This window comes from Thalassospira profundimaris, from assembly GCF_003326675.1.
GTDB lineage: Bacteria > Pseudomonadota > Alphaproteobacteria > Rhodospirillales > Thalassospiraceae > Thalassospira > Thalassospira aquimaris.
In genome coordinates this window covers 213,569-237,864 of the sequence record NZ_JPWF01000007.1, presented here as the reverse complement: position 1 = coordinate 237,864, position 24,296 = coordinate 213,569, and the positions used below count along the sequence as shown (strand labels likewise).

Annotated in this window: 23 protein-coding genes, 3 tRNA genes and 1 riboswitch; of the genes, 13 read left to right on the top strand and 13 right to left on the bottom strand. The window is 53.6% G+C overall.

Features of this window, described 5'->3' with window-relative positions; genetic code table 11:
- Positions 1-9: 9 nt before the first annotated feature.
- The 4 genes from TH19_RS12530 (at position 10) to TH19_RS12515 (ending at position 1,800) form a co-directional block, all read left to right on the top strand.
- Positions 10-1,260 carry an MFS transporter gene (locus tag TH19_RS12530; protein WP_114102746.1) on the top strand — a complete coding sequence of 417 codons (1,251 nt, stop codon included), beginning with the start codon at positions 10-12 and terminating at the stop codon, positions 1,258-1,260.
- A 236-nt stretch (positions 1,261-1,496) separates the two neighbouring features.
- Positions 1,497-1,572: transfer RNA gene (locus TH19_RS12525), tRNA-Glu, on the top strand.
- 38 nt (positions 1,573-1,610) lie between these two features.
- Positions 1,611-1,686: transfer RNA gene (locus TH19_RS12520), tRNA-Glu, on the top strand.
- A gap of 38 nt (positions 1,687-1,724) precedes the next feature.
- Positions 1,725-1,800, top strand: a tRNA-Glu gene (locus tag TH19_RS12515).
- Positions 1,801-1,884: 84 nt separating this feature from the next.
- On the opposite strand, the gene TH19_RS12510 is transcribed toward TH19_RS12515, so the two are convergent.
- Together TH19_RS12510 and TH19_RS12505 are read right to left on the bottom strand one after the other, a co-directional pair.
- Positions 1,885-3,255, bottom strand: coding sequence for a DNA polymerase IV (locus tag TH19_RS12510; protein WP_114102675.1), 1,371 nt, complete (start codon positions 3,253-3,255; stop codon positions 1,885-1,887).
- A 165-nt stretch (positions 3,256-3,420) separates the two neighbouring features.
- The gene (locus TH19_RS12505) at positions 3,421-4,683 is read right to left on the bottom strand and encodes an EAL domain-containing protein (RefSeq protein ID WP_114102674.1); all 1,263 of its coding nucleotides are present in this window, start codon (positions 4,681-4,683) and stop codon (positions 3,421-3,423) included.
- A 351-nt stretch (positions 4,684-5,034) separates the two neighbouring features.
- Between TH19_RS12505 and TH19_RS12500 the strand changes: the two genes are divergently transcribed.
- The 3 genes from TH19_RS12500 to TH19_RS12490 all read left to right on the top strand — a co-directional run bounded on the left by TH19_RS12500 (position 5,035) and on the right by TH19_RS12490 (position 8,221).
- A complete protein-coding gene (locus TH19_RS12500; protein WP_114102673.1) occupies positions 5,035-6,438 on the top strand; it encodes an SPOR domain-containing protein in 1,404 nt (467 codons plus the stop codon).
- A gap of 123 nt (positions 6,439-6,561) precedes the next feature.
- Positions 6,562-7,308 carry an SAM hydrolase/SAM-dependent halogenase family protein gene (locus TH19_RS12495; protein ID WP_114102672.1) on the top strand — a complete coding sequence of 249 codons (747 nt, stop codon included), beginning with the start codon at positions 6,562-6,564 and terminating at the stop codon, positions 7,306-7,308.
- An 88-nt stretch (positions 7,309-7,396) separates the two neighbouring features.
- Positions 7,397-8,221 (top strand): MBL fold metallo-hydrolase, encoded by an 825-nt coding sequence (locus TH19_RS12490; RefSeq protein WP_114102671.1) that lies wholly within the window; start codon positions 7,397-7,399, stop codon positions 8,219-8,221.
- A 23-nt stretch (positions 8,222-8,244) separates the two neighbouring features.
- Here TH19_RS12490 and TH19_RS12485 read toward each other — a convergent pair whose 3' ends face one another.
- From TH19_RS12485 to TH19_RS12465, 5 genes are all read right to left on the bottom strand, one after another.
- Positions 8,245-8,937 (bottom strand): OmpA/MotB family protein, encoded by a 693-nt coding sequence (locus tag TH19_RS12485; protein ID WP_114102670.1) that lies wholly within the window; start codon positions 8,935-8,937, stop codon positions 8,245-8,247.
- A gap of 11 nt (positions 8,938-8,948) precedes the next feature.
- Complete coding sequence (locus TH19_RS12480; RefSeq protein WP_114102669.1) at positions 8,949-9,743, bottom strand: motility protein A; 795 nt, start codon at positions 9,741-9,743, stop codon at positions 8,949-8,951.
- Positions 9,744-9,860: 117 nt separating this feature from the next.
- Complete coding sequence (locus tag TH19_RS12475) at positions 9,861-10,670, bottom strand: substrate-binding periplasmic protein (RefSeq protein WP_181846402.1); 810 nt, start codon at positions 10,668-10,670, stop codon at positions 9,861-9,863.
- Between the two features lie 93 nt (positions 10,671-10,763).
- On the bottom strand, positions 10,764-11,531 hold the full coding sequence (locus TH19_RS12470; protein ID WP_181846401.1) for a substrate-binding periplasmic protein: 768 nt from the start codon (positions 11,529-11,531) through the stop codon (positions 10,764-10,766).
- Between the two features lie 190 nt (positions 11,532-11,721).
- The gene (locus TH19_RS12465) at positions 11,722-13,434 is read right to left on the bottom strand and encodes a methyl-accepting chemotaxis protein (RefSeq protein WP_114102666.1); all 1,713 of its coding nucleotides are present in this window, start codon (positions 13,432-13,434) and stop codon (positions 11,722-11,724) included.
- Between the two features lie 245 nt (positions 13,435-13,679).
- On the opposite strand from TH19_RS12465, the gene TH19_RS12460 reads away from it, so the two are divergent.
- The 5 genes from TH19_RS12460 (at position 13,680) to TH19_RS12440 (ending at position 16,399) form a co-directional block, all read left to right on the top strand.
- Positions 13,680-13,961, top strand: coding sequence for a hypothetical protein (locus TH19_RS12460; RefSeq protein ID WP_258547944.1), 282 nt, complete (start codon positions 13,680-13,682; stop codon positions 13,959-13,961).
- A gap of 243 nt (positions 13,962-14,204) precedes the next feature.
- Positions 14,205-14,438: a hypothetical protein gene (locus tag TH19_RS12455; protein ID WP_114102744.1), complete on the top strand. Its 234-nt coding sequence runs from the start codon at positions 14,205-14,207 to the stop codon at positions 14,436-14,438.
- Positions 14,439-14,606: 168 nt separating this feature from the next.
- The gene (locus TH19_RS12450; RefSeq protein WP_114102665.1) at positions 14,607-15,134 is read left to right on the top strand and encodes an adenine phosphoribosyltransferase; all 528 of its coding nucleotides are present in this window, start codon (positions 14,607-14,609) and stop codon (positions 15,132-15,134) included.
- 140 nt (positions 15,135-15,274) lie between these two features.
- Complete coding sequence (locus tag TH19_RS12445; protein ID WP_114102664.1) at positions 15,275-15,721, top strand: hypothetical protein; 447 nt, start codon at positions 15,275-15,277, stop codon at positions 15,719-15,721.
- A gap of 135 nt (positions 15,722-15,856) precedes the next feature.
- Positions 15,857-16,399: a Panacea domain-containing protein gene (locus TH19_RS12440; protein ID WP_114102663.1), complete on the top strand. Its 543-nt coding sequence runs from the start codon at positions 15,857-15,859 to the stop codon at positions 16,397-16,399.
- 11 nt (positions 16,400-16,410) lie between these two features.
- On the opposite strand, the gene TH19_RS12435 is transcribed toward TH19_RS12440, so the two are convergent.
- Positions 16,411-17,454 carry a ChaN family lipoprotein gene (locus tag TH19_RS12435; protein WP_114102662.1) on the bottom strand — a complete coding sequence of 348 codons (1,044 nt, stop codon included), beginning with the start codon at positions 17,452-17,454 and terminating at the stop codon, positions 16,411-16,413.
- A 34-nt stretch (positions 17,455-17,488) separates the two neighbouring features.
- The gene (locus TH19_RS12430; RefSeq protein WP_114102743.1) at positions 17,489-18,643 is read right to left on the bottom strand and encodes a trans-sulfuration enzyme family protein; all 1,155 of its coding nucleotides are present in this window, start codon (positions 18,641-18,643) and stop codon (positions 17,489-17,491) included.
- Positions 18,644-18,737: 94 nt separating this feature from the next.
- On the opposite strand from TH19_RS12430, the gene TH19_RS12425 reads away from it, so the two are divergent.
- A complete protein-coding gene (locus tag TH19_RS12425; protein WP_114102661.1) occupies positions 18,738-20,051 on the top strand; it encodes an NAD(P)/FAD-dependent oxidoreductase in 1,314 nt (437 codons plus the stop codon).
- A gap of 217 nt (positions 20,052-20,268) precedes the next feature.
- Here TH19_RS12425 and TH19_RS12420 read toward each other — a convergent pair whose 3' ends face one another.
- From TH19_RS12420 to TH19_RS12405, 4 genes are all read right to left on the bottom strand, one after another.
- On the bottom strand, positions 20,269-21,315 hold the full coding sequence (locus tag TH19_RS12420) for an MBL fold metallo-hydrolase (protein ID WP_258547943.1): 1,047 nt from the start codon (positions 21,313-21,315) through the stop codon (positions 20,269-20,271).
- 182 nt (positions 21,316-21,497) lie between these two features.
- Positions 21,498-22,451, bottom strand: coding sequence for an ABC transporter substrate-binding protein (locus tag TH19_RS12415; protein ID WP_114102659.1), 954 nt, complete (start codon positions 22,449-22,451; stop codon positions 21,498-21,500).
- A gap of 77 nt (positions 22,452-22,528) precedes the next feature.
- Positions 22,529-23,341, bottom strand: a complete 813-nt coding sequence (locus TH19_RS12410) for an ABC transporter permease (protein ID WP_114102658.1) — start codon at positions 23,339-23,341, stop codon at positions 22,529-22,531.
- Positions 23,338-24,135, bottom strand: coding sequence for an ABC transporter ATP-binding protein (locus tag TH19_RS12405; RefSeq protein WP_114102657.1), 798 nt, complete (start codon positions 24,133-24,135; stop codon positions 23,338-23,340). Before TH19_RS12405 ends, TH19_RS12410 begins: the two co-directional genes overlap by 4 nt.
- Positions 24,126-24,237, bottom strand: a riboswitch (TPP riboswitch). It overlaps the preceding gene by 10 nt.
- Positions 24,238-24,296: the final 59 nt, after the last annotated feature.

Genomic DNA, 24,296 nt, shown 5'->3' with positions numbered 1-24,296 from the left:
GATGACATCATGACAGAACACATCAAACACTCGCCCCCAAAAGCACGGACCAGTCATTTTATTCTGGTTCTTGCGCCGATCCTTCTGGCTTTTTCACTAAGCCAGTTTTTCCGCTCGGCCCAGGCCCTGTTGGCAGAGCCGCTGCGCGGTGAGCTTGCAGTTACGCCCGAACAGCTTGGCTTGATTTCCGGCAGCTTCCATTTTGCCTTTGCCCTGATGCAAATTCCGGTCGGGGTGATGCTTGATCGCTATGGCCCGCGTCTGACCAATGGCCTTTTGATGATGGCAACCGTGGTCGGCGTCATTATCTTTGCCAATGCGCAAAGTGTGCTTGGTCTGATGATCGGGCAGGCGATTATCGGTCTTGGCTGCTCGGCGGCCTTTATGGCGGCCCTTGTCCTTGCCGCACGTTGGACCGCACCGGAAAAGTTTGCAGCTGCGTCGGGGCTTATTGTGTCCTTTAGCCTGCTTGGTGTGTTGGCGTCATCAACACCGCTTGCCGCCCTTGTGGAAACGCATGGCTGGCGGACGGTCTATTACGGTCTTGCCGGGATCAGTTTGCTTGCCGTGGTGCTTGATCTTTTGTTTGTGCGTGACAACCCGCCGGGCTATGTCGCGCCAGATCACAAGGGCGAAACGGTTTTTGAAGCTTTGAAGGGCATGGTCTCGGTCTGGAAGAATCGGCAGGTCTGGTTGCTTTCAGGTGTCGCTTTCTTCAGCTATCCAGCGATCCTGACCGTGCGCGGATTGTGGGGCGGACCTTATCTGCATGATGTCTTTAGCCTTAATGCGGTTGAGGTCGGCAATGTTTTGCTGATCATGACGATTGGTATGATCCTGGGCCCGCCTTCCTATGGGCAGTTGTCGCGCAAGATGCCGGGCAAAATTCATGGTCTGATTGTCTTTGCTGTACTGGTCGGGGCAGGGGCGTGTCTTCTGCAGGCCTTTATCGGGCCGTGGGGCGTGGGTGTGGCTGCTGTGCTGATGCTGATCCATGGCTTTATCGGATCAAGTGCGACGCTTAGTTATGCGGCCTCCCGTCAGGCTGTGGCGGAACATCAGATCGGGCGTGCCCTGACGACGGTCAATCTTGCGACCTTTGCCGGTCTGTTTGTTCTTCAGGGGATTGCAGGGCTGATCATCGGGCAATTCGATGCAGGGTCGCCGGGTGGCTATCAGGCGATGTTTATGTTCCTTGGAATCGGTCTGGCGGTAGCGGGAATCAGCTTTTGGTTCGGGGCGAAGCGTAAAAGGGACTGATCTGAAAATATTTTTTCCATCCATTTCGACTTTTGTGGGGCATCAGTTGGCCTTCATTTGGCGAATGGATGGAAGAAATAAACCATCTGGTTAAACAATGAGCTGTGGTTTTTGCGGGATTGGGTGAGATATGGCCCTATTTTCGGTGGGGGATTAAAAAAAACGTCATAAGGGCGAAAAAGCCGCTTGACCTGACCCGACCCAATCGCTAAAAACCGGCCTCGTTAACGCGCTGCGTCCCCTTCGTCTAGAGGCCTAGGACACTGCCCTTTCACGGCGGCAACAGGGGTTCGAATCCCCTAGGGGACGCCACCAACCGAAAGTCATACGACATTGGCACTTGTGCTTGTGTCCCCTTCGTCTAGAGGCCTAGGACACTGCCCTTTCACGGCGGCAACAGGGGTTCGAATCCCCTAGGGGACGCCACCAACCGAAAGTCATACGACATTGGCACTTGTGCTTGTGTCCCCTTCGTCTAGAGGCCTAGGACACTGCCCTTTCACGGCGGCAACAGGGGTTCGAATCCCCTAGGGGACGCCATCTTTCTTACGAAAGATTTGGCCAAATGAAAAAATGCCCGCAGCTTCGCGCTGACGGGCATTTTTCGTTTTCGGGTCGTTTTTCCTAAAACCTGAAACGTTGTTGACGCACGATCTTTTTCTTGTGCAGGCGATAGCGCCTTGTCAGGCTTTCGCGCAGTTGTTCGGCGGTCGGGCGGGGGAGCTCGATTGCGACGCGTGCGGTTTCTTCGGTTTCTTGCTGTTTCGTGGTGCGGGCGGGTTCATTTGCCGACGGGGTTTCGGCGAACAGATCAACCGGATCGGCCTGGTCAGCGGCAAACAGGTCTGCGACGCCAACACCCAGCAGGCGGTACTTGGTGCCGTCGATTTCTTTTCTCAGCAATGTCAGGGCGGTGTCGAGGATAACATCTTCGCGCAATGTCGGGTGGGTCAGGCGCATATTGCGGGTACGTGTTTTGAAATCCGATGATTTCAGTTTCAGTACAACCGTATGTCCGGCTATTTCCTTGCGGGCCAGATCACTGGCAACCCGGGCGGTCAGGCGGGTGGCAATGTCTGTAAGTTCCGACAGGCTTGAGATGTCTTTGTCAAAGGTGGTTTCCGAAGACAGGCTTTTGCGTTCGCTGCTTTGTTCGACCCGGCGATTATCCTGTCCGCGCGAAAAGTAATAGAATCGCTTGCCGATACTGCCGTAACGTCCCTGAAGAGTATGGATATCAAGTTCCTGAAGCTGTCCTATGCGGGTGATGCCATCGTCATGGAGTTTGCGTTCCATCGCCGGGCCAACGCCCCACATCATGCGAACCGGCTTGTCGGCAAGGAAATCGACGGATTCTTGTGCGCCAATCATTGAAAAGCCGAATGGCTTGTTCAGGTCCGAGGCGATCTTGGCCAGGAATTTGTTGTAGGAAAGCCCGATGGAAACCGTGATGCCGACTTCCTTGCGGATGGTTGATTGCAACTCGGCCAGACATTCGGCCGGGGATTTGCCATGCGATTCCCGAGCGTTTGACAGATCCATAAAGGCCTCGTCAATCGATAGAGGTTCGATGTCGGGGGTCAGGGCGCGCATCATGTCGCGTACGCGATAACCTTCGCGCTGATACTTCTTCATATCAGGGGGCAGGAATATGCCGTCCGGGCAGAGTTCACGCGCCTTGAAGGCCGGCATGGCCGAACGTACGCCGAATTTGCGCGCCACATAGCAGCAGGTTGAAACAACGCCGCGATGGCCGCCACCAATGATCACAGGAAGGTCTGCCAGTTCCGGCCGGTCACGCTTTTCAATCGAGGCATAAAAGGCATCGCAATCAAGATGGCCGATAAACAGATCGGGCAGCTCGGCATGGGCGAGGGCGCGTTGGTTGTTGCAGGCCGGACAAGGCACATAGGATCCCGCACCGCTTTTGGGGAGCGGTCGATCATGATGCAATCGCCATTTATGATGGCATTCCGGGCACAGTGCGTACAACATGGCTATTTGTACTCTTTTTGTTCCAAATATGCCAAGGGTGGAAATGCAGCTGCGGGCACAATCTGCCAAGGTTCCTGTCAGGAATTGTCAGGATGAAATGCAAAAAGGCCGGGGATACCCCGACCTTTGAGAATGGTTTTGGGATGGCCCACGCGTGCAACCGGATTATTTCGGCTTTTGGGCGGCTTTCTGGGCCTGCTTCGCACGACGTTGGCGGGCAACCATATTGTCGATATAGCGCCCCTGGAACAGGGTAATGCCGAGCGACTGACCGAATTTGATTGCGGTTGGCGTATCGCAGCGACAAAGGATCACGCGTTCGCGACCGGAGTTCTTCACAAGGCTATCCATTTCGCCGTATTTTTTACGGATAACGTTGTCGGTCATTTCTTCACGCCAAGCGACCTTGATGAAGTCGGCCTTCAGGCTTTTGCGATCCACAAATGACAGCGATTCCACCGTCAGGTTATCGATCAGAATGCGATAGCCGCGTTTGTGGAAGTCGTCCCGAAGACTGAGATAGGTTTCAAGGTTCGAGAACAGGTCAACCTGGTTCAGTTCGAGGATGACGTTGCCCGGCCATTTACGGCGCACGGTTTCGTCAAATTTGTCGAAATCCCGCGACGTCAGGGTACCAAGATTAAGGTTGATCGAGAACGAACTGGCGTGCGTCTTGAACGTCCGCTTGCACAGATAGTTCAGCATCCTTTTATCAAGGACTTCTGTCATGTGCTGAAACAGCCAGCGATTTGATGCCAGATCAATATTGGGCATCAGGGCATTACGCAGATCGGTAATCGATACAAAAAACTCGTCAAAGACCGGGTGCAGTTCCCGGGAGCCACTTTGCGTAAAGACGCACACGGGCTGCTGACGGATATGTTCCGATAGATCGGCGGAATGGATGGTTTCTTCAAGCTGGGCAAGGTTTTCCGCGTTAATCGGGTTAAGCGGTTCATCCTTTTCGCGTTGCATCGCGGTGCGCATCTTGCTGCTTTGCTGCACCTTCTTGGCGCGTTCATCAAGGTGCTGGCACAGCAAAAGGAATTCCTGGAACTCGGTATTGAGGTTGTACCAAGTGCAAAAACCGGTTTCTTCGCTTTCATCCTGGGAAAGCGGATCATCGCGGAAAAGGTAGCGCAGGGTATCAACGGCCGGTTCGACATCGGCGATGGATTTGTCTTTCCAGACAAAAATCAGATCATTGTTGGTCAGGACAAAAATGCGTCCAACATACAGTTTGACATAGCTTTCAAAGGTATTGGTCGCGACGCGAATGTGATAGTCGCGGCGATGGAACGGCTTCATACGTGACAAATGGATATGCACGGCGCGATGCCCGTATTTACGGGTTTCAAGCCGTTGGACATAATCCAGCAACAGGTATTCTTGAAGGGCCTGTTGGCCAAATTGTTGCGGTTCGATCACGCGGGACCCCTGAAAGATAGCTATTTTTGTCGTTTATGCGTGCGTTGCATATACCCAAGAACGATGTCTAATCAAATCATAATGTTCTGAAGCACAGGTTAATGGCTCTAAACCTGTCTTCTTTATATGAACTATACATATGGTAGGGCAAGGCCATGAAAAACAATCAAATTGAATTAATCCGCGAAAATAATCCATAACTTGTCCTGGTTGGCGGCTTTAACGAATTCTTGGCAAGCAGGGTGCAAAATCAATGCGGTATGGGAAATGTCGCTGGTTTTTGCTGGTATAGGGCAAAGGGATGCAGCATGATTTCCGGAAATAGGTTTTAGAAAATAGGGGATTGGCGCGATGCAGCTATCCGCAAAGCGGACCGGAAACTGGCTGAAGATCGGCAAGGGAGTTGCTGTGATCGGTATGGTTTCGTGGGTGTCGGCCTGTGCGCCGTTGCTGGATCAGGATTTCTGGGACGAAGCAACATCCTTTGCCGATGACAATTATACCGCTCTTGGTCTTCAGCAACTTGCATCTGGTGATTATGCATCGGCCGAACGTCTGTTTGACGAAGCATTACGCAAAAATCCGCAAGACGGTCACGCGATGCTGTGGCGGTCGGTTCTTTATCAAAATACCAATCGCCCTGATCGTGCACGCGATGGCTATCACACCTTGATGGCCATGAACCCGCCGGGCACGGTTTTGATGTCCTCTGCTACGGGAACCCAGCCGCGGCCCTTGCGGGATGCGGCGGAATTTAACCTCAATCGTCTGGAACGCGGGCTTCCCGGATCGCTGAGCATCAATGACCAGATCGTCACCAGCCCGTCGGGGCTTGGCAATGTGACCGGTACGGGTATGGCAAGTACCCCGATGACAGCCGCACCCCAGCCGATGATGACAAGTGGTGCCACCAAGGCGATGGATATTCCTGCCGGTGCTGCTTTGAATGGCGGGGACGAAGCGGTTGCAAAACGTTTTTCGATTTTGCGCAATCTGCAATCTTCCGGGCTGATCACGCCCGAAGAATATTCGGCACGCCGTTCGGCCAATCTTGGCGCGCTTTTGCCCATGAGCCAACAGGCACCCGCCGCATTCCTGAATACTGCGCCACCTGATGGCACGCAGGTCGAACAACGGTTGAACCAGCTGAACCGTTCCTTGCAGATCGGTGCCATTACCGTGCAGGAACATGTTAACGAGCGTACGGCAATTCTTGATGCCTTGTTGCCCGCACAGCCGCGTCAGCGCGCCGTGCCGCCACCCGCGCCACAGGGACTGATGGATGCTGCCCGCCAGATTGCCCGGATCGAAGATCTGCAAAGCATGAAGCTGGTAACGCCCGACGAATTCAAACGCGAACGTGATGCGATCGAGGCTGCGATTGTTGAACCGGCCAAGGGAACAGCCATGACCCTGAATGCAGGGGAGCCTGTTCGTCGGGTCGCAACCGGGGAAAGCCGTCCGGTACAGGCCAGTGACAATGCTACAAGCGCGCCAGCACAGCCTGCAATGGCCAGTGGCACGAAGTCGGTCCATTTGGCGTCCTATCGCAATCAGGCGCAGGCCGAACGAGGTTGGCAGATTTTAACCGGGCGTTATGGACAGTTGGCATCCCTGCAACATGGTGTGACCACGGCCAATATTCCGGGCAAGGGCACCTATTATCGCCTGATGGCGACAGGGTTAAGTGACAGTGCCGCAAATTCGTTGTGTGCGGATTTGAAGCGTCGCGGCCAGTTCTGCGAAGTCAAGTAACCTGCGGGGAAATCCCCATATAAAGATCAGGATAACGCCGGTGGGGATGATGTATGTGCCACCGGCGTTGTCGTTCCTGACGGGATTGCGTCGGGCGATGATTGGCAAAGAAGTTCGGCACAGATGATTTTTATTTTTAGCGATTTTGGTGTGAACGGTCCCTATAGCGGGACAATGCGGTCGGTTGTGATGCGCACCGCACCGGATGTTGCTGTTTGTGATCTGATGGTCGATGCGCCTGATCGAAACCCAAAGGCAGCAAGTTATTTGCTAGCAGCTTTGGCGCGTGAATTTCAGCCCGGTGATGTGGTTTTGGCGGTGGTTGATCCCGGTGTCGGGAGTACCCGCAAAGCATTGGTGGTCGAGGCGGATGGTGTGTCGTATGTCGGACCGGATAACGGTTTGTTTGAAATGATCATTCGTCGGTCTGAAAACGTCACTTTGTCTTTGATTGACTGGCAACCGGCAAATCTGTCGGCAAGTTTTCATGGACGCGATATTTTCGCGCCGATTGCAGCAAAAATCGCGATTGGACAGGATTTTGACACGCACCCGCTAAGCCTTGATCAACGGTGTGTTGAGGCAAAATCATGGCCCGACGAATTGGCCGAAGTCATTTATATCGATACATACGGTAATCTGATGACTGGATTGCGCGTACAAGATCGTGGCGCAAGTCTGATTGTCGGGGATCACAATATTTTGGGGGCACGGACATTTTCCGATGTACCGGCGGGATCGGCATTTCATTACGGCAATTCGGTTGATCTGTGCGAAATTGCGGTTAATTGTGGACGGGCAGATCAAATGTTTGATGCAAAAATTGGGACGCAGGTTCGAGTGCGGGCGACAAAAATGCACAATCCTTGATTGGTTTGTGTGAATAAAATGCTATCTTTTAATGATGTAGCAGCAATGATCCGTATCGAACTGTCAACGGGTGGACGGGGTCTATTGAATGTCGATTGAGGTTAAGTTCTGGGGGGTGCGCGGCAGCATTGCCTGCCCATCGCCAGATCATGTGGTTTATGGTGGGAATACCAGCTGTCTGGAAATGCGGGTTGCGGACAAGGTTCTGATCTTTGATGCCGGAACAGGTATCCGCAATTTGGGCAAGGATCTGATCCGCCGTCAGGTGACAGAAGCGACGATCTTTTTGACCCATACCCATTGGGACCATATCAACGGGTTCCCGTTCTTTGTGCCTGCCTATAATCCAAAGGCCTCCTTTCATGTGATGGCCGGACATTTGACCGATCAGGGCGGGGTTGAACGCGTATTTTCCGCACAGATGGCAAACCCGACATTTCCGGTGCCGTTATCGGCAATGAAGTCAAAACTGACTTTTGAGGATTTCAATGTTGGTGATGAATTGAAGCCGGGTGAGGGGATTGTGATCAAGACAGCCCCGCTGCGTCATCCCAACGGGGCGACGGCCTTTCGGGTCGAGCATGACGGACTTGCCGTTTGCTTTGTAACCGATACCGAACACCAACCGGGCAAGCCTGATGAAATCATTCTGGATTTCATACAGGATGCCGATCTTGTCATTTATGACAGCACCTACACCGACGAACAGTTTGAGCAGAAGATCGGCTGGGGACATTCGACGTGGCAGGAAGGCATTCGTTTGTGCAAGGCGGCCAATGCCAAGCGTCTGGCGCTGTTCCATCACGACCCGGACCATAATGATGCGGACATGACTGTCATCGAACAACAGGCCAGATCAACCTGGTCCGGGGCCTTTGCCGCGCGCGATGAAATGGTGCTGCGGATCGAATAGATGCGCGCCCTGGACTGATAAGGTCAAAAGACGCGTGAGTATTTCGGAAATACGCGGATTTCAATGCGGCGGTTTGCGTCGCGGTTTTCTTCTATCGGGTTGCCCGAATCATCGCGATTGGGCAATTTCGGTTTGGTGTCGCCATATGAAATGGCGCGCATCCGGTTCTGATTGGGATCAACACCAAGGGCGGCAAAAAAGCGAACGACAGCAATGGACCGACCGGCTGCCAGTTCCCAGTTGGACGGGAAGCGCGGCGAACTGATCGGGCTATCGTCTGTATGGCCCGTGACTTCGATCTGGAAACCAAGATAGCGCGGTTCTTTCAAAAGATCGGCGATGTCTTTGAGAAACAAAACCGCATCCTTGGTCAGATTGGCTGATCCCGGCTGGAAGAATGAACCGCTGCCCATTTCCATCAGGATGCCTTCATCATCGGTCGATACATTGACCGCACTGTCCATCGCCATGTTGAACACGACATCTTTCAGGTCAGTTTCCAGAACCTGGGTCGGGCGAACAACATCACGTTTGCCGATCTGTTCGGCAATACCGGCCTGAACCTTTTCAAAGATCGGGATTTCGATTTTAGAGAAGCTGACCAGCATGACAAAGAACGCCATGAGGAGGGTGATGGCATCGGCATATGTGGCAAGCCAATCCTCGTTGACTTCTTCCTCTGCGACGGGCTGCATTCCTTTTCTGCGACGTGCCATGATGCTGATCCTTACTTCGCAGATTTATCGATATTGAAATGGATGGCCGGATCAAGGAACGAATTCATTCGGTCCTGAATGGCACGCGGGCCTTTGCGGTCGGCCAGCATGATCAGGCCTTCGGCAATCAGGTAATTGCGAAACCGCATGATTTCTTCGCGCTGCTGGATTTTGCTGGCGGCAGGCATAAAGAAGAAGCGGGCGGCAACGATGCCATAAAGTGTTGTGATCAACGCGATTGCAAGTCCGGCGCCAAGCGACGTCGGATCATCGGCCATTTTATCAAGCATAATGACAAGACCGACCAGCGTTCCGATCATGCCAAAGGCCGGGGCCGCAGCCGCCATGCTTTTAAGGATGGCGACAGGGACAAGGTTGCGGCTAAAGGCATTATCAATGGCGTTGTGAAGCATCTCGGCGACTTCATCGCCGTTATAACCGGTAATGACAACTTCCATGGCCCAGCCCAGAAACGGTTCGTCCTTGCCGACCCGTTCGGCTTCCTGTTCCAGGGCATTGATGCCCTTTTTCTGAAGCAGATAGCCCCATTTAACAACACGGCCAACTTCACCGGTCAGCTGCCCGCGACCCATTTGCGGGGCGCGAAAAATCTTGAAAATCAGTTTCAGAGCCAAAAGAACATAACGTGCTTCATAGGCGATAAAGGTCGCGGCAAGAGTACCGCCAACCACCATCAGCGCACTCGAAAGGCTAATGAATACAAGGTAGTTATCGGTCGAGATAAAGATCGATCCGATAAATAGCCCGAGGCCAACCATGATGCCTAGAATTGTCGTAAACGACATTAATCCCCCAATCCCCCTGTGTCGTCTTCAAGCTTCTGGTTTGAAAGCTGTAATTATTTTAGACGAGTTTACGTAAGAATAGGTCCGAAATTCGTTGAGGTCTGGTTAATTTCGCATTTAATAACCTGCTAATGCTGCGTATTTCGCCATCAGGTCGGTAACGGTGCCGTCGGCAATCCTCTTTTCAATTTCGGCATTAATTGCCGGAATCCAACCCGTGCATGGTGATGTTCGCGCAAAGGCAAAACACATCTTGGCCGCATTGATCGGCACATCGGTGATCCAGATTTTCTTGGTGATGCTTGTGTGGCGTTCGGCCTTTTTCAGGGAGTACAAGCCTTGCAAGCCATAATCGGCGCGCCCCTGATCAAGCATATGTATGATTTGTTCGATGCTGTTGACGGTCATGATGTTCAGTGAACTGGCCATAAAGCGATCAAACTCTTCACCGCGACTTTCGCCGCGGGTCGTCAATCCGTCCAGATTGATCAGGTCGGTATGTTCGTGCAGGTCGGGTGCGTCATCGCCAACCGTAAAGACAACAATCGGGTCTTCGATATAGGGGCGGGTATAGGCCAGATCACCAAGCCGTTCCGGCACCAGATACACCGTGGTCAGCATATCAATTCCGCCTTTACGCAACGTGGTCAGTGCACGCATCCAGGGGCCGATATTCTGAATGTCGATATTGACACCGATATCTTTACCAATCACCCGGATCAGATCAATGGCAGCCCCTTTCAAAACCCCGTCTTCCAGAAAGCTGTAAGGGGGATAGTTGCTATGACTGGATACGGTGATGGTTTCGCAGGCAGCTGTCTGGGCCGGTGCAGAATATGCATCTGCGTAGCCGCCAAAAACGGCACCCGCAAGGCCAAGCATCATGGCCATGCAATACCGGCGGCTATGACGTTTAACAAAGATCATTTTTAATTTCATTCATCGAAGTGATTGAATTTTTTACATAATGACATGAATTAGGATTGCCTGAAACAGTTCATGAAACCGTCGGCATTTTGATCAGGAACCATTGGATTTCACGTAGCTTGCAATCAGTTTTGTGATTGTGCCGTCCTGTTCAAATTCCTCGATCGCCAGATTGATCTTGTCGATCAGGTCGCGGCAAGGGGACTGGCGGGACAGTGCCATATACATCTGTTCGGATTTGATCGGCGTGCTGGAAATGGCGATGTCATTTGCCATGTCTATTCGACGTTCCGAACGTTCAAGGGTGTAAAGCCCCTGAATGCCATAATCAGCCCGCTTCTGGGAAAGCATGTCGATCATCTGATCTGTGGTATTGACCCGCATCATTGTCAGATGTTGTTCAATGAACTGATCAAAATCCGCACCCCAGCTATCACCGCGGGTCGTCACGCCAACCTTGCCAGCCAGATCGTACCAGTCCTTGAAGGGGAACGCCGATCTGGCCATGCTGAACATGACAATCGGGTCTTGGGCATAGGGGCGGGTGAACAAATATTGCGATTGCCGTTCCGGCGTAATGTAAAGCGCAACCAAAAGATCGATATCACCATCCGTCAGGTTTTTTACCGCCCGTATCCATGGACCAACATTGCGGATTTCAACACGGATCCCGATCTTGCGGGCGATCAGGCGGATCAGATCAATCGACGCCCCGCGAAAGGTTTCATGATCGGTATAGTTAAACGGGGGATAATCAGTATGACCCGAAACAATCAGTTGATCACAGCTGTTTCGGACCGTTTTGTCATCAGCATGCAGGTCGGACGCCGAAAACAATATGGTCGCCCATATCGCCAGCATGATGCCCCATGACAGGCAAGGCTTTATCCGAAATATGACACTGGAAACCGGAACATTTTGCATAATTCATCATTTTTGCCCGCATGGAGCAAAATACAAGACTGGCGACAAAACAACCTGAAACGGTCATCTTGTCGCCAGTTGAGCGGAGAATTATGCCAATCTCCCGATCCGGGCCAATCCGTTCAGATCAGGTCGCACGAATGTCGGTCAGGAACCGGTCAACTTCAGACCGCAGATCATCGGAAAGCGCACCCAGCTCGCGGGCAACATCAAGAACCTGATGAGCCGCATGGTCGGTGTCGGCAACTGTGTTGCTGACCTGTTCGATATTGCTGCTGACTTCCTGGGTGCCGATTGCGGCCTGTTCGACATTTCGGGCAATTTCGTCGGTGGCGTCGGCCTGTTCGCCGACGGCCGAGGAAATGGTGTGTGCCATTTCGGTGATCCGGGAAATCACATTGGAAATATCGGCCATGGAACTGACTGTCTTGCCGGTTTCTTCCTGAATGGCGGTGATTTGATCCGAAATCTCGCTGGTTGCCCGGGCGGTTTGATTGGCAAGGTTTTTAACCTCGGCGGCTACCACGGCAAAGCCTTTGCCTGCTTCACCGGCACGGGCCGCTTCAATCGTGGCATTAAGGGCCAGCAGGTTGGTTTGACCGGCAATGTCGCTGATCAGGGCAACGATTTCGCCAATGCGGTTGGCAACTTCGGAAAGGCCCTGAACGGTATCGGATGATTGTTCGGCTTCGCGTGATGCTTCGGCGGCGACGCGGGTTGATGCATCGGCCTGTTCGCCAATCTTGGAGATGGACGAAGACAGATGATCGGCGGCGTCGGCAACCGTGCGGACATTGACGGTGGCCTGTTCGGACGCGGCGGCAACCGTTGTTGCGCTTTTGCTGGCGCGATCAGCGGTTTCAACAAGCCCGTTTGCCGTGGTTTGCATCTTGCCAGCCGAGTTTGAAACCGCGCCGACAATCTTGGCAATCACGCCTTCGAAATTGCCGATATGCCGTTCAAGGTTTTTCATCCGTTCTTCGCGGCGCTGTGATGCGGCTTGTTGTTCGGATTCCATCTGTTTCTTGGCAATCGCGTTGGTGCGGAATACCTCGACCGATTGGGCCATGCGACCGATTTCATCGCGCCGGGACAGGGCGTTGATATCAAACTCGGTATTACCCTGGGCCAACTCGGTCATATCCCGACCCAGATCGGATAGTGGGGCGGTCACAATTCGGGTCAACAGCACGCGCATGCCGATGATGGTTGCAATCGCAATTGCCAGACCGCCAATAACAATCCCGATCAGGATGTTATTGGTTTTTGCCTGTTCCGGAGCAACAGACAGGCTTGATGACAGAACCGCAATGATATCGCCTTTTTCCGCTTCCATCGCACCATGGCAGCTAAAACAGACTTCGCGATCAGCACCCTTGGTGACACCAAGAACAATCGGCATCGACATGCGATAGGTGCCATTTTCCGTATAGCGCCCGATCAGTTCGCCGGTTTCGATGGCTTCGATATCGATGTCATCGCGTGGCGTTTTTATCGGTTTGTCGCCGTATTCTTCCATATATGCCTGGGTCGTTGGTCCCCAGACAGACCAGAGTTCGCCGGGATAATCCTGGTTGCGGCTGTCAAACCAGTTGTTGAAAACCTGAATGCCGATGTCATCGCCATCTTCGGGGCGGGCGGCCATGACATTGACGATCAATGCATGCAACGATGTCAGTTCATTTTCGCTAAGCTGGCGCAACTTGCTGTCCATTGCCTTTTCTTCGACCATCGTCATCATCAAAAGCGAGATGATCACAGTCGAAGTCACGCCGAATGCGGATGCCCACATAAAGCGTTTGCGAATGCCCATGGCATTGAAAGCCGACAGAATTTTCATTTTTAATCCCCGGTGCGATGACGTAAACCGGCCCTCGGGGCCCAGTTTTGAATTGTCCTCAATCTTTGAAACAATGCATGATCGTCAAACTTCCGCCTTGATATGACTCAAGTCAGTGATGTTATCGGGGGTGGAAACGTGTCTGTCTGTTTGTGCTTTGGGTGGAAGTTGGAGTGATGACAACCCGCACGGGACTTGTTTCCCGGTGATGGAACGGGCATAACCACGCCAATCGTGAAATTTGAATGAAACAGGATAGTCTGATGACGATTTCCTATAGCGACACCCGCAAGAAGCTTGATCAGATCACCACCGAGATGCTTGAGCTGATCCGTAAATATGATCTGGATGCAGCAAGCCCGTTTGATGTGATCGAAGTGGCACGTACCAAGATCACTGATCAGAACGACTATATCCGCTTTCTGGAGCTGTCGCTGGAAGGCCGGATTTACGGCGAGTATGGCGACGCTCTGCAAAAGCAGATTGACGAAGAAGCCAAATCGCACGCGGCAAAGACGATTAACTGATCAATCATCTGTCCGCCATCTGCGTTGCCAGCATCAAAAAAAGCGGCCTGCTTTCAACAGTGAAAGCGGGCCGTTTTTCAATTGGGGCACCTTGTCACAAAATCTTCCTGATCTTGTCACCGTAGTGCGGTTGAGAGGTCATGAAGTTCGGACTATATCGCTGCTGTAAATGATGCATCGAAAACGGTGCCATTCTTTCGCAGATCAATATGCGAAAGCCCAACGAGCAACAGGATGGCTGACATGAAAAAGAGTTATGTCCAAACTCTGATGGAAGTCGAAAAAGTATTCGGTCAGATCAATGACCATGATTTCCGCCTGTATCGGGCGGTATGGGGCAATCGTCAGGCTGCCCAGACCGGATTGCCGCGCGGAACACGCGCAGAAATCAGCAAGAAGCTGGCAAATGATTTTGTCGCGGTCAGCAATTCCAATCACCGCACACAGCTTCGGGCATCAACCCCGCACGCGGCCTGAACGCAAACGTGCGTTCAGGGGCGGGGTAGTGTCCCCGTATTATCCCCGATGAGACTTGCCAATCCGGTCACTTTCAGGCATCAAGTGTCGCCGCATACGCACGGGCAACTGATATAAGTTTGCTGTGTAAAACCGCGTTATCCACCTGAAAGCTGGCCGGAGTACCCCATGTCGATTAAGTCGTTGATCCGTACCATTCCTGATTACCCGAAAAAGGGGATCATGTTCCGCGACATCACGACCCTGTTCGAAGATGCAGACGGCCTGCGCGAAGTGATCGACAGCTTCGCGGCCGAGTTTCAGGACAAGAAAATCGACATGATCGCCGGGATCGAAGCCCGCGGTTTCGTGATTGGCCCGGCAGTTGCCCTTGCACTGGGTGTTGGTTTCGTCACCATCCGCAAACAGGGCAAATTGCCGGCCGAAACCATCGGCGTTGAATATGAACTGGAATACGGTTCGGACGTGATTGAAATCCATAAGGACGCGATTAAGCCGGGCAGCCGCGTTTTAGTGATGGATGACCTGATTGCAACCGGTGGTACGGCAATGGCCGCTATCGAGCTGATTGAAAAGGTCGGTGCCGAAGTCGCGGCCTGTGCCTTTATCATTGATCTGCCTGATCTTGGCGGGGCGCAGAAAATCCGTGATCGCGGTGTCGAAGAATTCCATCTGGTCGAATTCGAAGGCGATTAACCGGCATCGAATTACACCGCCAATTTGCGGTTTTTCGAAAATCCTGCCTTTTTCCACTGGCTTGATGTATAATGTCTGGGTTGAACCGGGGAGTTGCCCCGGTTTTGATCCGTTGCCGATAATCGGCAGGAACGTGGAAAATGATCACACCGGTCCAAACAGCACAGACAGTCTCGCAGGTCAGCCAGTATGGCCGACTTCCTGCCGCCGGTGCGCGCGGTGTTTCGACCGTGGACCGCAGCACCCAGATCGAAGAATCTTCCCAGCATTACAGCTATAACCCCGACGATGACGGGATTTTGTTCAACGCCTATATCGATGGCAAGAACAAGCGTCAGCCGGGGCAGGGCAATCCGGGGGAGCAAAAAGATCAGCGTGCAGAGCAACGCACACTTTCTGCGGCCCGCCGTTCCAGTGATCGTGAAGGTGCGGTCGAGGCAACATCGGATCTGGATTTTGCCGCCATGCTTGATCCATCCATTCCGTTTGATTTGTCGGCCAATAGTGGCACGTCATTTTATGCGCTGGTCAATGCGGTGGCCCACGGGGTTGGGATGCGCGGTACGCGTCTTGACGCGACGGTCTGATCAGCCCGAAGCTTTCCGGATCATCCCCAACATCGTTCCGTTTCAAAAATTCCTGATTACCCGGTGCAGATGCTTGTTGGCATATGGCATTGGTCTTATGATAGGCGATCTTTACGTCAGATCATCAGGCCGTCCATGAAGAACAAGCCGGTTCTTAATACAGTTTTCGAAGCCGCATTCCGATTTATCGATCTTGCGCTGAACGATAACGAATATTTGCAGCCGCAAAAACTGCATCGGTTGCTGTATCTGGCACAGGCCTATTACGGGGCGAACTATCACGGCAATATGTTGATGCCCGCAATCTTTGTCGCCGAAGAATTCGGGCCAATTGAACCCAATCTTTATGCGGTGATGGAAGAAAGTCGACCTGACGTGCGCCTTAAGGCGATTGATCCGAAGACCACACATTTCCTTGAAAGCATCTGGTCGCAGTTTGGCCATCACACGGTCGAACATCTTAGTATGACCGTGCGCAATCATCCGCCCTTTACCAAGGCGTACAAGGAAGGGGTCGGTACAATCATCCCCTATGCGGAGCTGGTGGAATTTTATGCCTCGGTCCGCAAATCGGCAACCACGCCAGAGGCCAAGGAAGTTGTCCGTCCGCGCGTAATGCGTTCGCATAAAGGAAAACCGGTGGCGACCACCGACTGGCTGCCGCGCCGGATCAAGTAACGCGGCTTGGCTTATTGGCCGATTGTTAAATTGGCGCAGGGATCGGCACGGACGATGTCGTTGGTAAACCACAAGAAATCGATGTCGGCGGCATCGCCAAATCGTTCGGCATAGTCTGGTGCCTTGGGCGGGTTATCACTTGGATCGTCAACTTCGATCAGGCTGACAACCGCGATTTCCTGTTCATCAAGGTCGGGCTCGAACCGGGAAAGATGCCAGGGAACCGCGAGCGTGTGGCGCACATGCATGGCACCCGCAATCAGGAAAGCCCCGTCAACATCATCTGCGGATGCACCATCTCTCATGGCGCGCGCCAGCGACGCATCGCGGGCAAACTGAACCAGTGAAAATCCGCCCAGCATACTTTCCGGCAGGGCATTGCAATGGCTTTGTGCCATTTCGACACGGAACCGGGCCAGAATATCGTCGGGAATTTCGGGCAGTGCCAGTTTCGCCGCAAGATCGGAGGGCAAGGCATCTTTGCCATTGGCAATGATCGGACGCAAAAGGTCATCGGGAAGATTGCCCGCAATCATCGCAAGATTGTTGTCTTTGGCGGTTTGGGCAATCGGGGCATAATCATGCCATGACGGCCAACCACGTTCTTCCCAGCCAAATTCCGGGCCAAGATCGGATATCTCAATTTCCTGCCATTTCTGATCAAGGTCGGTCTGTTGATCACGTGTCAGCATTTCCCAGACAACGGCGCGGTTGCGGCGATCTGATTGGGTCAGGCTGTTGATCAGATGGGCCTGATGATGATGGTGAATGGGATTGTCATGCTTTTCACCGATCAGAACATATTTCCGATCCGAAAGACGGCGTACCAGTTCATCAAACAGGATGTATTCCCCGGCCTGCATATCAAAAATCAATCCCGGTGCCGGGGGCAGGGCATTGACGTCTGTTTCATGTTGATGCGGTTTGCCACCGGCATCATGGGCAATTGATTGGCCGGGAAACAGGAAAGTCAGGACGCCCGATGCCACAACACAGAAACCGGCATTGCGCAGCAATGTGATCGTCTGGGACCTTTGCGGGGTTTGTTGTGTCATCGGGCCGAAATTCCGGATTGAAAAATCTTTATGCTTACTTGCTTAACGCCAAGGCCGTTTCCAGGTCGTTAACAAGGTCGTCGGCATCTTCAATCCCGACCGAAAGGCGCAGCAAATCACCCGGAACCGGGCTGGTCGGGCCTTCGACCGATGAACGATGTTCGATCAGGCTTTCGACGCCACCAAGCGACGTTGCGCGTTTGAAAAGTTTGCACTGATTATGGAAATCAACCGCGCGCTTTTCACCGCCTTTAACCCGGATCGACAGCATACCGCCAAATCCGCCTGTCATCTGCTTGGCGGCGATGTCGTGCCCGGCGTGGCTTGCAAGGCCCGGATATTGGACCTGTTCGACTTCCGGGTGGTTTTCGAAATGCTTGGCAATTGCCATGGCATTGGCCGATGCCCGTTCAACGCGGATCGCAAGGGTGCGCATGCCACGCAGCAAAAGCCATGTTTCAAACACGCCGAGAACTGCACCACCTGACGCATGCTGTTTACAGACACGCTGCCAGTATTCGCTGTTGGATGCGGTGGTCAGGCTGCCTGCCAGAACGTCACTGTGACCGTTCAGGTATTTGGTTGCCGAATGCATGACGATATCCGCACCCAGTTCAATCGGGCGGGTCAAAAGCGGGGTGGCAACCGTGTTGTCGACAACCACCTGTGCGCCGGCCTTGTGCGCCAGTTCGGCAACAGCGGCAATGTCGGTGATCTGCCAATCCGGGTTGGCCGGGGTTTCAAGCCAGACCATCTTGGTCTTGCCCGCAACAATGTGTTTGTTCCATTCCGCAATATCGGCGTTATCGACAAAGTCAAACGACAGACCGGCACGCACACCACTATCAAGCATGAAGCTGCGCAATGCCCAATACATCACCTTGGGGGCAACAACATGATCGCCCGGGCTCAGTGCATGAATACAGGCAACCGCGGCTGCCATACCCGATGCAAACAGGCGGGTTTCAATACCGCCTTCGAGGGTATTTAAAACCTCGCAGGCCTGATCATAGGTCGGGTTATCAGCACGGGTATAACAGCGCCCGTCGTGATAGCTGAGATCAGTGTTGCGCTCGAACGTGGTCGAGGGATAAAGCGGTGGTGTGACTGATTTGGTTGCTTCATCAACCCAGCCCAGTGCCTGGGCGGTGATGGTGGCCGGTTTTTGTTTTTTTGCGTGATCAGACATGGTGGCTACCTGATTTAGTTGTGATTTATTGCCGCGCAACATAACGTGGTTCGCGCCACACACCAAACTGTAATCCTTTTTTGAAGGTCCCCACATGACGAATTATCCCGATATTGAATTGCCAAAGGAATGCGACGTCGTTGTTATCGGCGGTGGAATCCACGGTTCTTCGAGCGCTTATTACCTGACCAAGGCGGGCATGAAGGTCGTTCTTTTGGAAAAGGACACCATTGCATCCCACCAGTCGGGACGGGCATGGGGATTTGTTCGTCAACAGGGGCGCGATCCGGTCGAGCTGCCCTTGATGATCGAATGTAACCGCATCTGGCAGGGACTGGAAAAGGAACTGAATGCCGATCTTGAATGGCGTCAGGGCGGGGTTCTGTTCGTGGCACGCGATGATGCCGAAATGGCGGATTACGAACAATGGATCGAAGACGCCAAGGGCTTTGATATCGAAACCCAAGTGCTGTCACCAAAGGGTGTCGAGAAAATCACACCGGGCATCACAACGCCCGGTGTCGGTGGCATCTATACGCCATCGGATGGACAGGCCGAACCGAAAAAGGCCGCACCAGCCATTGCCAAACGTGCCAGTGAAATGGGCGCGGTGATTGCCGAGGGATGCGGTGCACTTTCCATTGAAACAACCGCGGGTGCCATCAGTTCGGTCATATCGGAAAAGGGCGAGATCAAATGCAAATATGTGATCTGCGCCGCCGGTGCCGCCAGCCATAAATTCGTTGCCAAGTTTGGCCGTCGTCTGCCGCAGCAAACCACGCGTGGCACCGTGATCCGTACAACGCCGGTGCCCGATATCTCGGCCGCCGGGACGCTTGCCGCCGGTCTGGCATTTCGTCAGCGTGCCGACGGTTCAATGAATATTGCCGATGAATTCATGACGGACCTTGATCTGACACTTGGCCGTTTCAAATATGCCAAGGCCTTTGCGCCGGGGCTTTTTGATAACTGGGCGACTTTCAAGTTCCACTTTAACAAGCGGTTCTTTGATGATCTGGTCGACCGTCTGCCGGGATCAGAAGCATCGAAACAACCGATGATCGGACGTCGCACCAATCAGGCGGAACCCTATAAGGTGCGTGTCAGCAACGCGATGGCAAATCTGCAAAAGGTTTTCCCGCAAATCAAACAGGTCGGCATCGTTGATAAATGGGCCGGTGACATTGATGTCACCCCGGATGCCGTGCCGGTCATTGATCAGTTCGATAATCCCAAACACTTCTTTGTTGCTACCGGATTTTCGGGCCACGGGTTTGCCATGGGGCCGGTTGTGGGCAAGGTTCTGGCGGACTGGATCACCACCGGACAGCCATCGATTACCTTGGCGGGGATGGAGCTTTCGCGGTTTGAAGACGGTTCGGTCCGTCGTCCGCGCACGCGGGTCTAAATCGGGAAACTGAAAGTTTTGAAGGGGTGTGGTTGCGACAAGGCAGCATCCCTTCAGAATTTCCTTGCATAGAAAATGTAACGTTATAACATATCTTTTGCGACGTGCAGGAAGGCGTTTCCTTGCGCGTCAGAACCGATACGGATTTCCCGTCTCCCAATGGGGGATCGTAATCGGGCAAAACCGGCAGTGCCTGAGCGCTGCCGGTTTTTGTTTGTCATTGCGCGCAGGCGGGCATGATATCGGGTTGGGATATGGTCTTGGCGTCCTTTCCGGCAAAGAACCGGGTCGCACCAATGGGCGGGGCGATAAAATCATCATCGCCAAGTCCCGCATCCTTGCGCGCCGATGCAAGGCGCACGGGTGGTTCATCAACCGGCTCTGCCGTCAGAACAAAGGTGCCCCAATGGATGGCAAGCGCCTGTTTGACGCCCATGACCTGCATGATCTGAACGGCTTCTTCGGGATTGCAGTGGGAATTGCGCATGAAATCGCGCGGGTCATAGGCCCCGATGGGGATCAGGCCAAAATCAATCCCGCCATGCTTTTCGCCCAGTTCGGTAAACAGGGCCTCGTTCCAGCCGGTATCACCAACAAAATAGAACCGGTAGCCATCCCCGAATTCAAGGATATATCCACCCCACAGCATTTCCTTGCGGTCCTTGGTCGTGCGGCTTGACCAATGGTTGGATGGCACATGGGTGATTTTGACATCCCCGTGATGGTGGCTTTCATCCCAATCAAGTTCAACATAGCGATCAGGAGTGACGCCTGCCTTTTCCAGCAACGGCCCGTTTTTCAGCGGCAAGACATAGCGCGGCGCATTGCCAAGCACGGCAAGGCTGGCCAGATCGAAATGGTCATAGTGATTGTGGGACAGCAAGACCAGATCAAGCTTGGGCAATTGATCTAGGCTAAGGCCCGGCTGGCTATATCGTTTCGGACCCAGTCGCTTGAACGGCGATGCCCGGTCTGAAAATACCGGATCGGTCAGGATATTAAGCCCGCCATATTGCACCAGAACAGTCGCATGACCGACCCAGGTGACCTGTAACCGTGTCGGATCGGGATTCTGGATCGCATCATGATCGGGTGTTTCGGTTGCGATCTTGCCGATCTGATGCTTTGCCTTTGGCCAGTTATCCTGCCCAAAAAACCGCCGGCGCAGGAACCGCCAGAATGACCGTTTGACCGGATCGGGCAGGGGATGGCGGTTTTCAAAGCCGGTTTCGGTATGGTGATCGGGTCTGGATGTGGTCTGCACGTGCGGGTTCCTGACATCATAATGTATTCGCAATTATGTCTGTCACATCCCCCGGTGACCAGAAGGTAAACACCCGGTTTGGCAAGCAGACAAAAAGAAAGGCCGGAACGTGGGGCATGTTCCGGCCTTTCAGCCCTGTTTCGCATTCACCGGGAAAGCGCTGCGAAGGCAGGGGGATTTTGCTATTCGATTACGGTGGCGTAGGTTTCAAGCGCCGGGCTTTCTTTGATCAGGCCCTGTTTGACCATGTAATCGGCAAAGCGGTTATAGCGTGCCTTATCAAGGGCTGCCGGACGCAGGGCAAAGCGCGGCAAGGTATCGGCCCAAGCCTTGATATTGAGTTCATCATCAAGGTTCGGATAGGCAGCAATGAAGGCTTTCCAGCTATCATCGGGATGGTTGATCAGGTATTGCACGCCTTCTTCAAGGGCGGCGAGCATACGGGCGTAACGCGGATCATCGACCTTGTCGTTGCGCACGGTCATGATCAGTTCGTCATAGGGCGGAACGGCTTCTTCCTCGACATAGAATGCCTTGCCCGGTTTGCCTTCGATTTCCATCTGGTTAAGTTCAAAGTTGCGGTAACCGCCAATGATCGCGTCAACCTGACCGGAATAAAGTGATGGCGACAGCGAGAAGTTCACATTGATCAACTCGACATCATCCATCGATACCCCGTGATTGGCCAGCATGGTGCCCAGAATGGCGTCTTCAAATCCGGCAAGCGAATAACCGATTTTCTTGCCCTTAAGGTCGGCGATTTCCTTGATCGGACCGTCTTCAAGAACGATCAGGCTGTTAAGCGGGGTGGCAACCAGCGTCCCGATACGGGTCAACGGCAATCCTTGTGCGGCCTGCACATGAAGCTGGGGCTGATAATTGACGGCAACATCGCCCTGACCGGCGGCAACAAGGCGCGGCGGGGCGGACGGATCAGACGGTTCGATCAGTTCGACATCAAGATCATGCTTGGCAAAGAACCCTTTTTCCTTGGCAACGATCAGCGGTGCGTGATCCGGGTTCACAAACCAGTCCAGAAGAATAACCAGCTTGTCGGCGGCAAAAGCCGTTGAAGACGTTCCAAGAACCATTGCGCCCAGTGCGGTCGCGGTGATCATGGATTTAAGGCGTGACATGGATGAACCTCCGTAAGATGCGCCAAATTATAAGTATGAGGATTTAATCCGCGGCCAATCTGGCGGCGGGAATTGTATTACCGAACCGGTTTCAGGCTGTCGGGTTGCCAGGGCAGGGCAGCGCGCAGGATGCGATCGACAATGAAATATTGCGTGATCGAAAAAGCGCACAGGATCAGAAGACAGGCAAAAACCATATCAATCTGAACCCGGGCATTGGCATGCAACATCAGATAGCCAAGTCCGTGACTGGACCCCACCCATTCACCGATCACCGCGCCAATCGGGGCAACGGCGGTGGCAACCCGGAAGCCCGATGCAAAGGCCGGAAGGGCAGCGGGCAGGCGGATATGGGTCAAAAGCCGCCAGCGACTTGCGCCCATGGTCCGGGCCAGATCAAGCCATCCGGTTTCGGTGCGAGCCAATCCGTCAAAGAAGGCCACAGTCACCGGGAAGAAAATGATCAGGGCGGCCATGGCAATCTTGGATGCCAGGCCAAAGCCCAGCCAAAGGACGAGAAGCGGCGCCAGGGCAAAGAACGGAATGGCCTGCGATACCAGAAGGATCGGCATCAACCAGAACCGGACAGGCGAAAACAGCGCCATCGGAATGGCGGCCAGTGTGCCAAGGGCGGCCCCGGCAAACAGGCCAATCACCGTTTCGGCAATGGTATATTGCGCGTGATCAAACAGCACATCATGGCGGGCAATCAGGGTGGTCCAGACATCTGCCGGGGTTGGCAGCATGTATTTCGGCGCCCCGGTAATCAGAACCAGCGCCTGCCATGTTGCAATCAGTGCAACCACAATGATCAGAGGCCGCGCAAGCATCAGCCAGCGGCGTTCTGTCAGCGGTTTTTTATTGGTATGAGGATTGTTTTGAAGGCTCATGACACAGCCTCCGCACCATAACCCGTGCCGATATCTGCACCGAGTTGACGCAGCAATTCGGCCTGTTGGGCCAGAATGGCCGGATCGGTGATGTTGCGCGGGCTTTGGCCATCTGGCGTGATCGCATCGGCAAGGGTTGCCGGGGCGCCCGACAGGACATGAACATTATCGCCAAGACGCAGCGCCTCGAGCGGGTCGTGGGTTACCAGCAACACTGTCTTGCCGCGCAATACCCGTGCGGCCAGTTCCTGCAAACGTAATCGATTGACCGGATCAAGGGCCGAAAACGGTTCATCCATCAGGACAACCGGGCGGTCCTCCATCAGGGTGCGGGCAAGGGCGGCACGTTGCTTCATCCCGCCCGAAAGTTTGGCCGGGCGCAGATGGGCGGCATCGGTTAAACCGACTTCGGCGATCAGTTGTTCGGCACGCGCATGATCAGGGCGTTCGCCGCGCAGGACCGCACCAAGCTCGACATTTTCGCGCACCGTGCGCCAGGGCAAAAGCAAATCCTGCTGCGCCATATAGGCGATGCGATTTTTAAGGATACCACCGTCCGAACAGGTGATGTTACCGCTAACATCGCCTTCGACCAGACCGGCAAGGAAGCGCAAAAGCGTGCTTTTGCCAACGCCACTGGGGCCCAGCAAACAGGTAAAGCTTCCAGCCCGAAGGGTCAGGTCAAGATCATGGAAAATATCACTTCCGGCAAATGCCACGCTGGCACCGGACAGGTGAATATCAAACTTGGTTGGATTGTGCGCCATCTGGGGCGCAAATTCTGTGTCGCGCATTCGATCCTTCCTACGCCGGTCTTAACCGGTTCAGGTTCAAAGGGTCGTTCGGCAACACCGAACCTCTCAGCCAATTCACGATCGGCCCCCCCGGAGATGACGGGACTATGCGCAGTCAAAACGCGTCCGTCAAGTTTTGTGACAGTTTGTTTCCTGTTTTC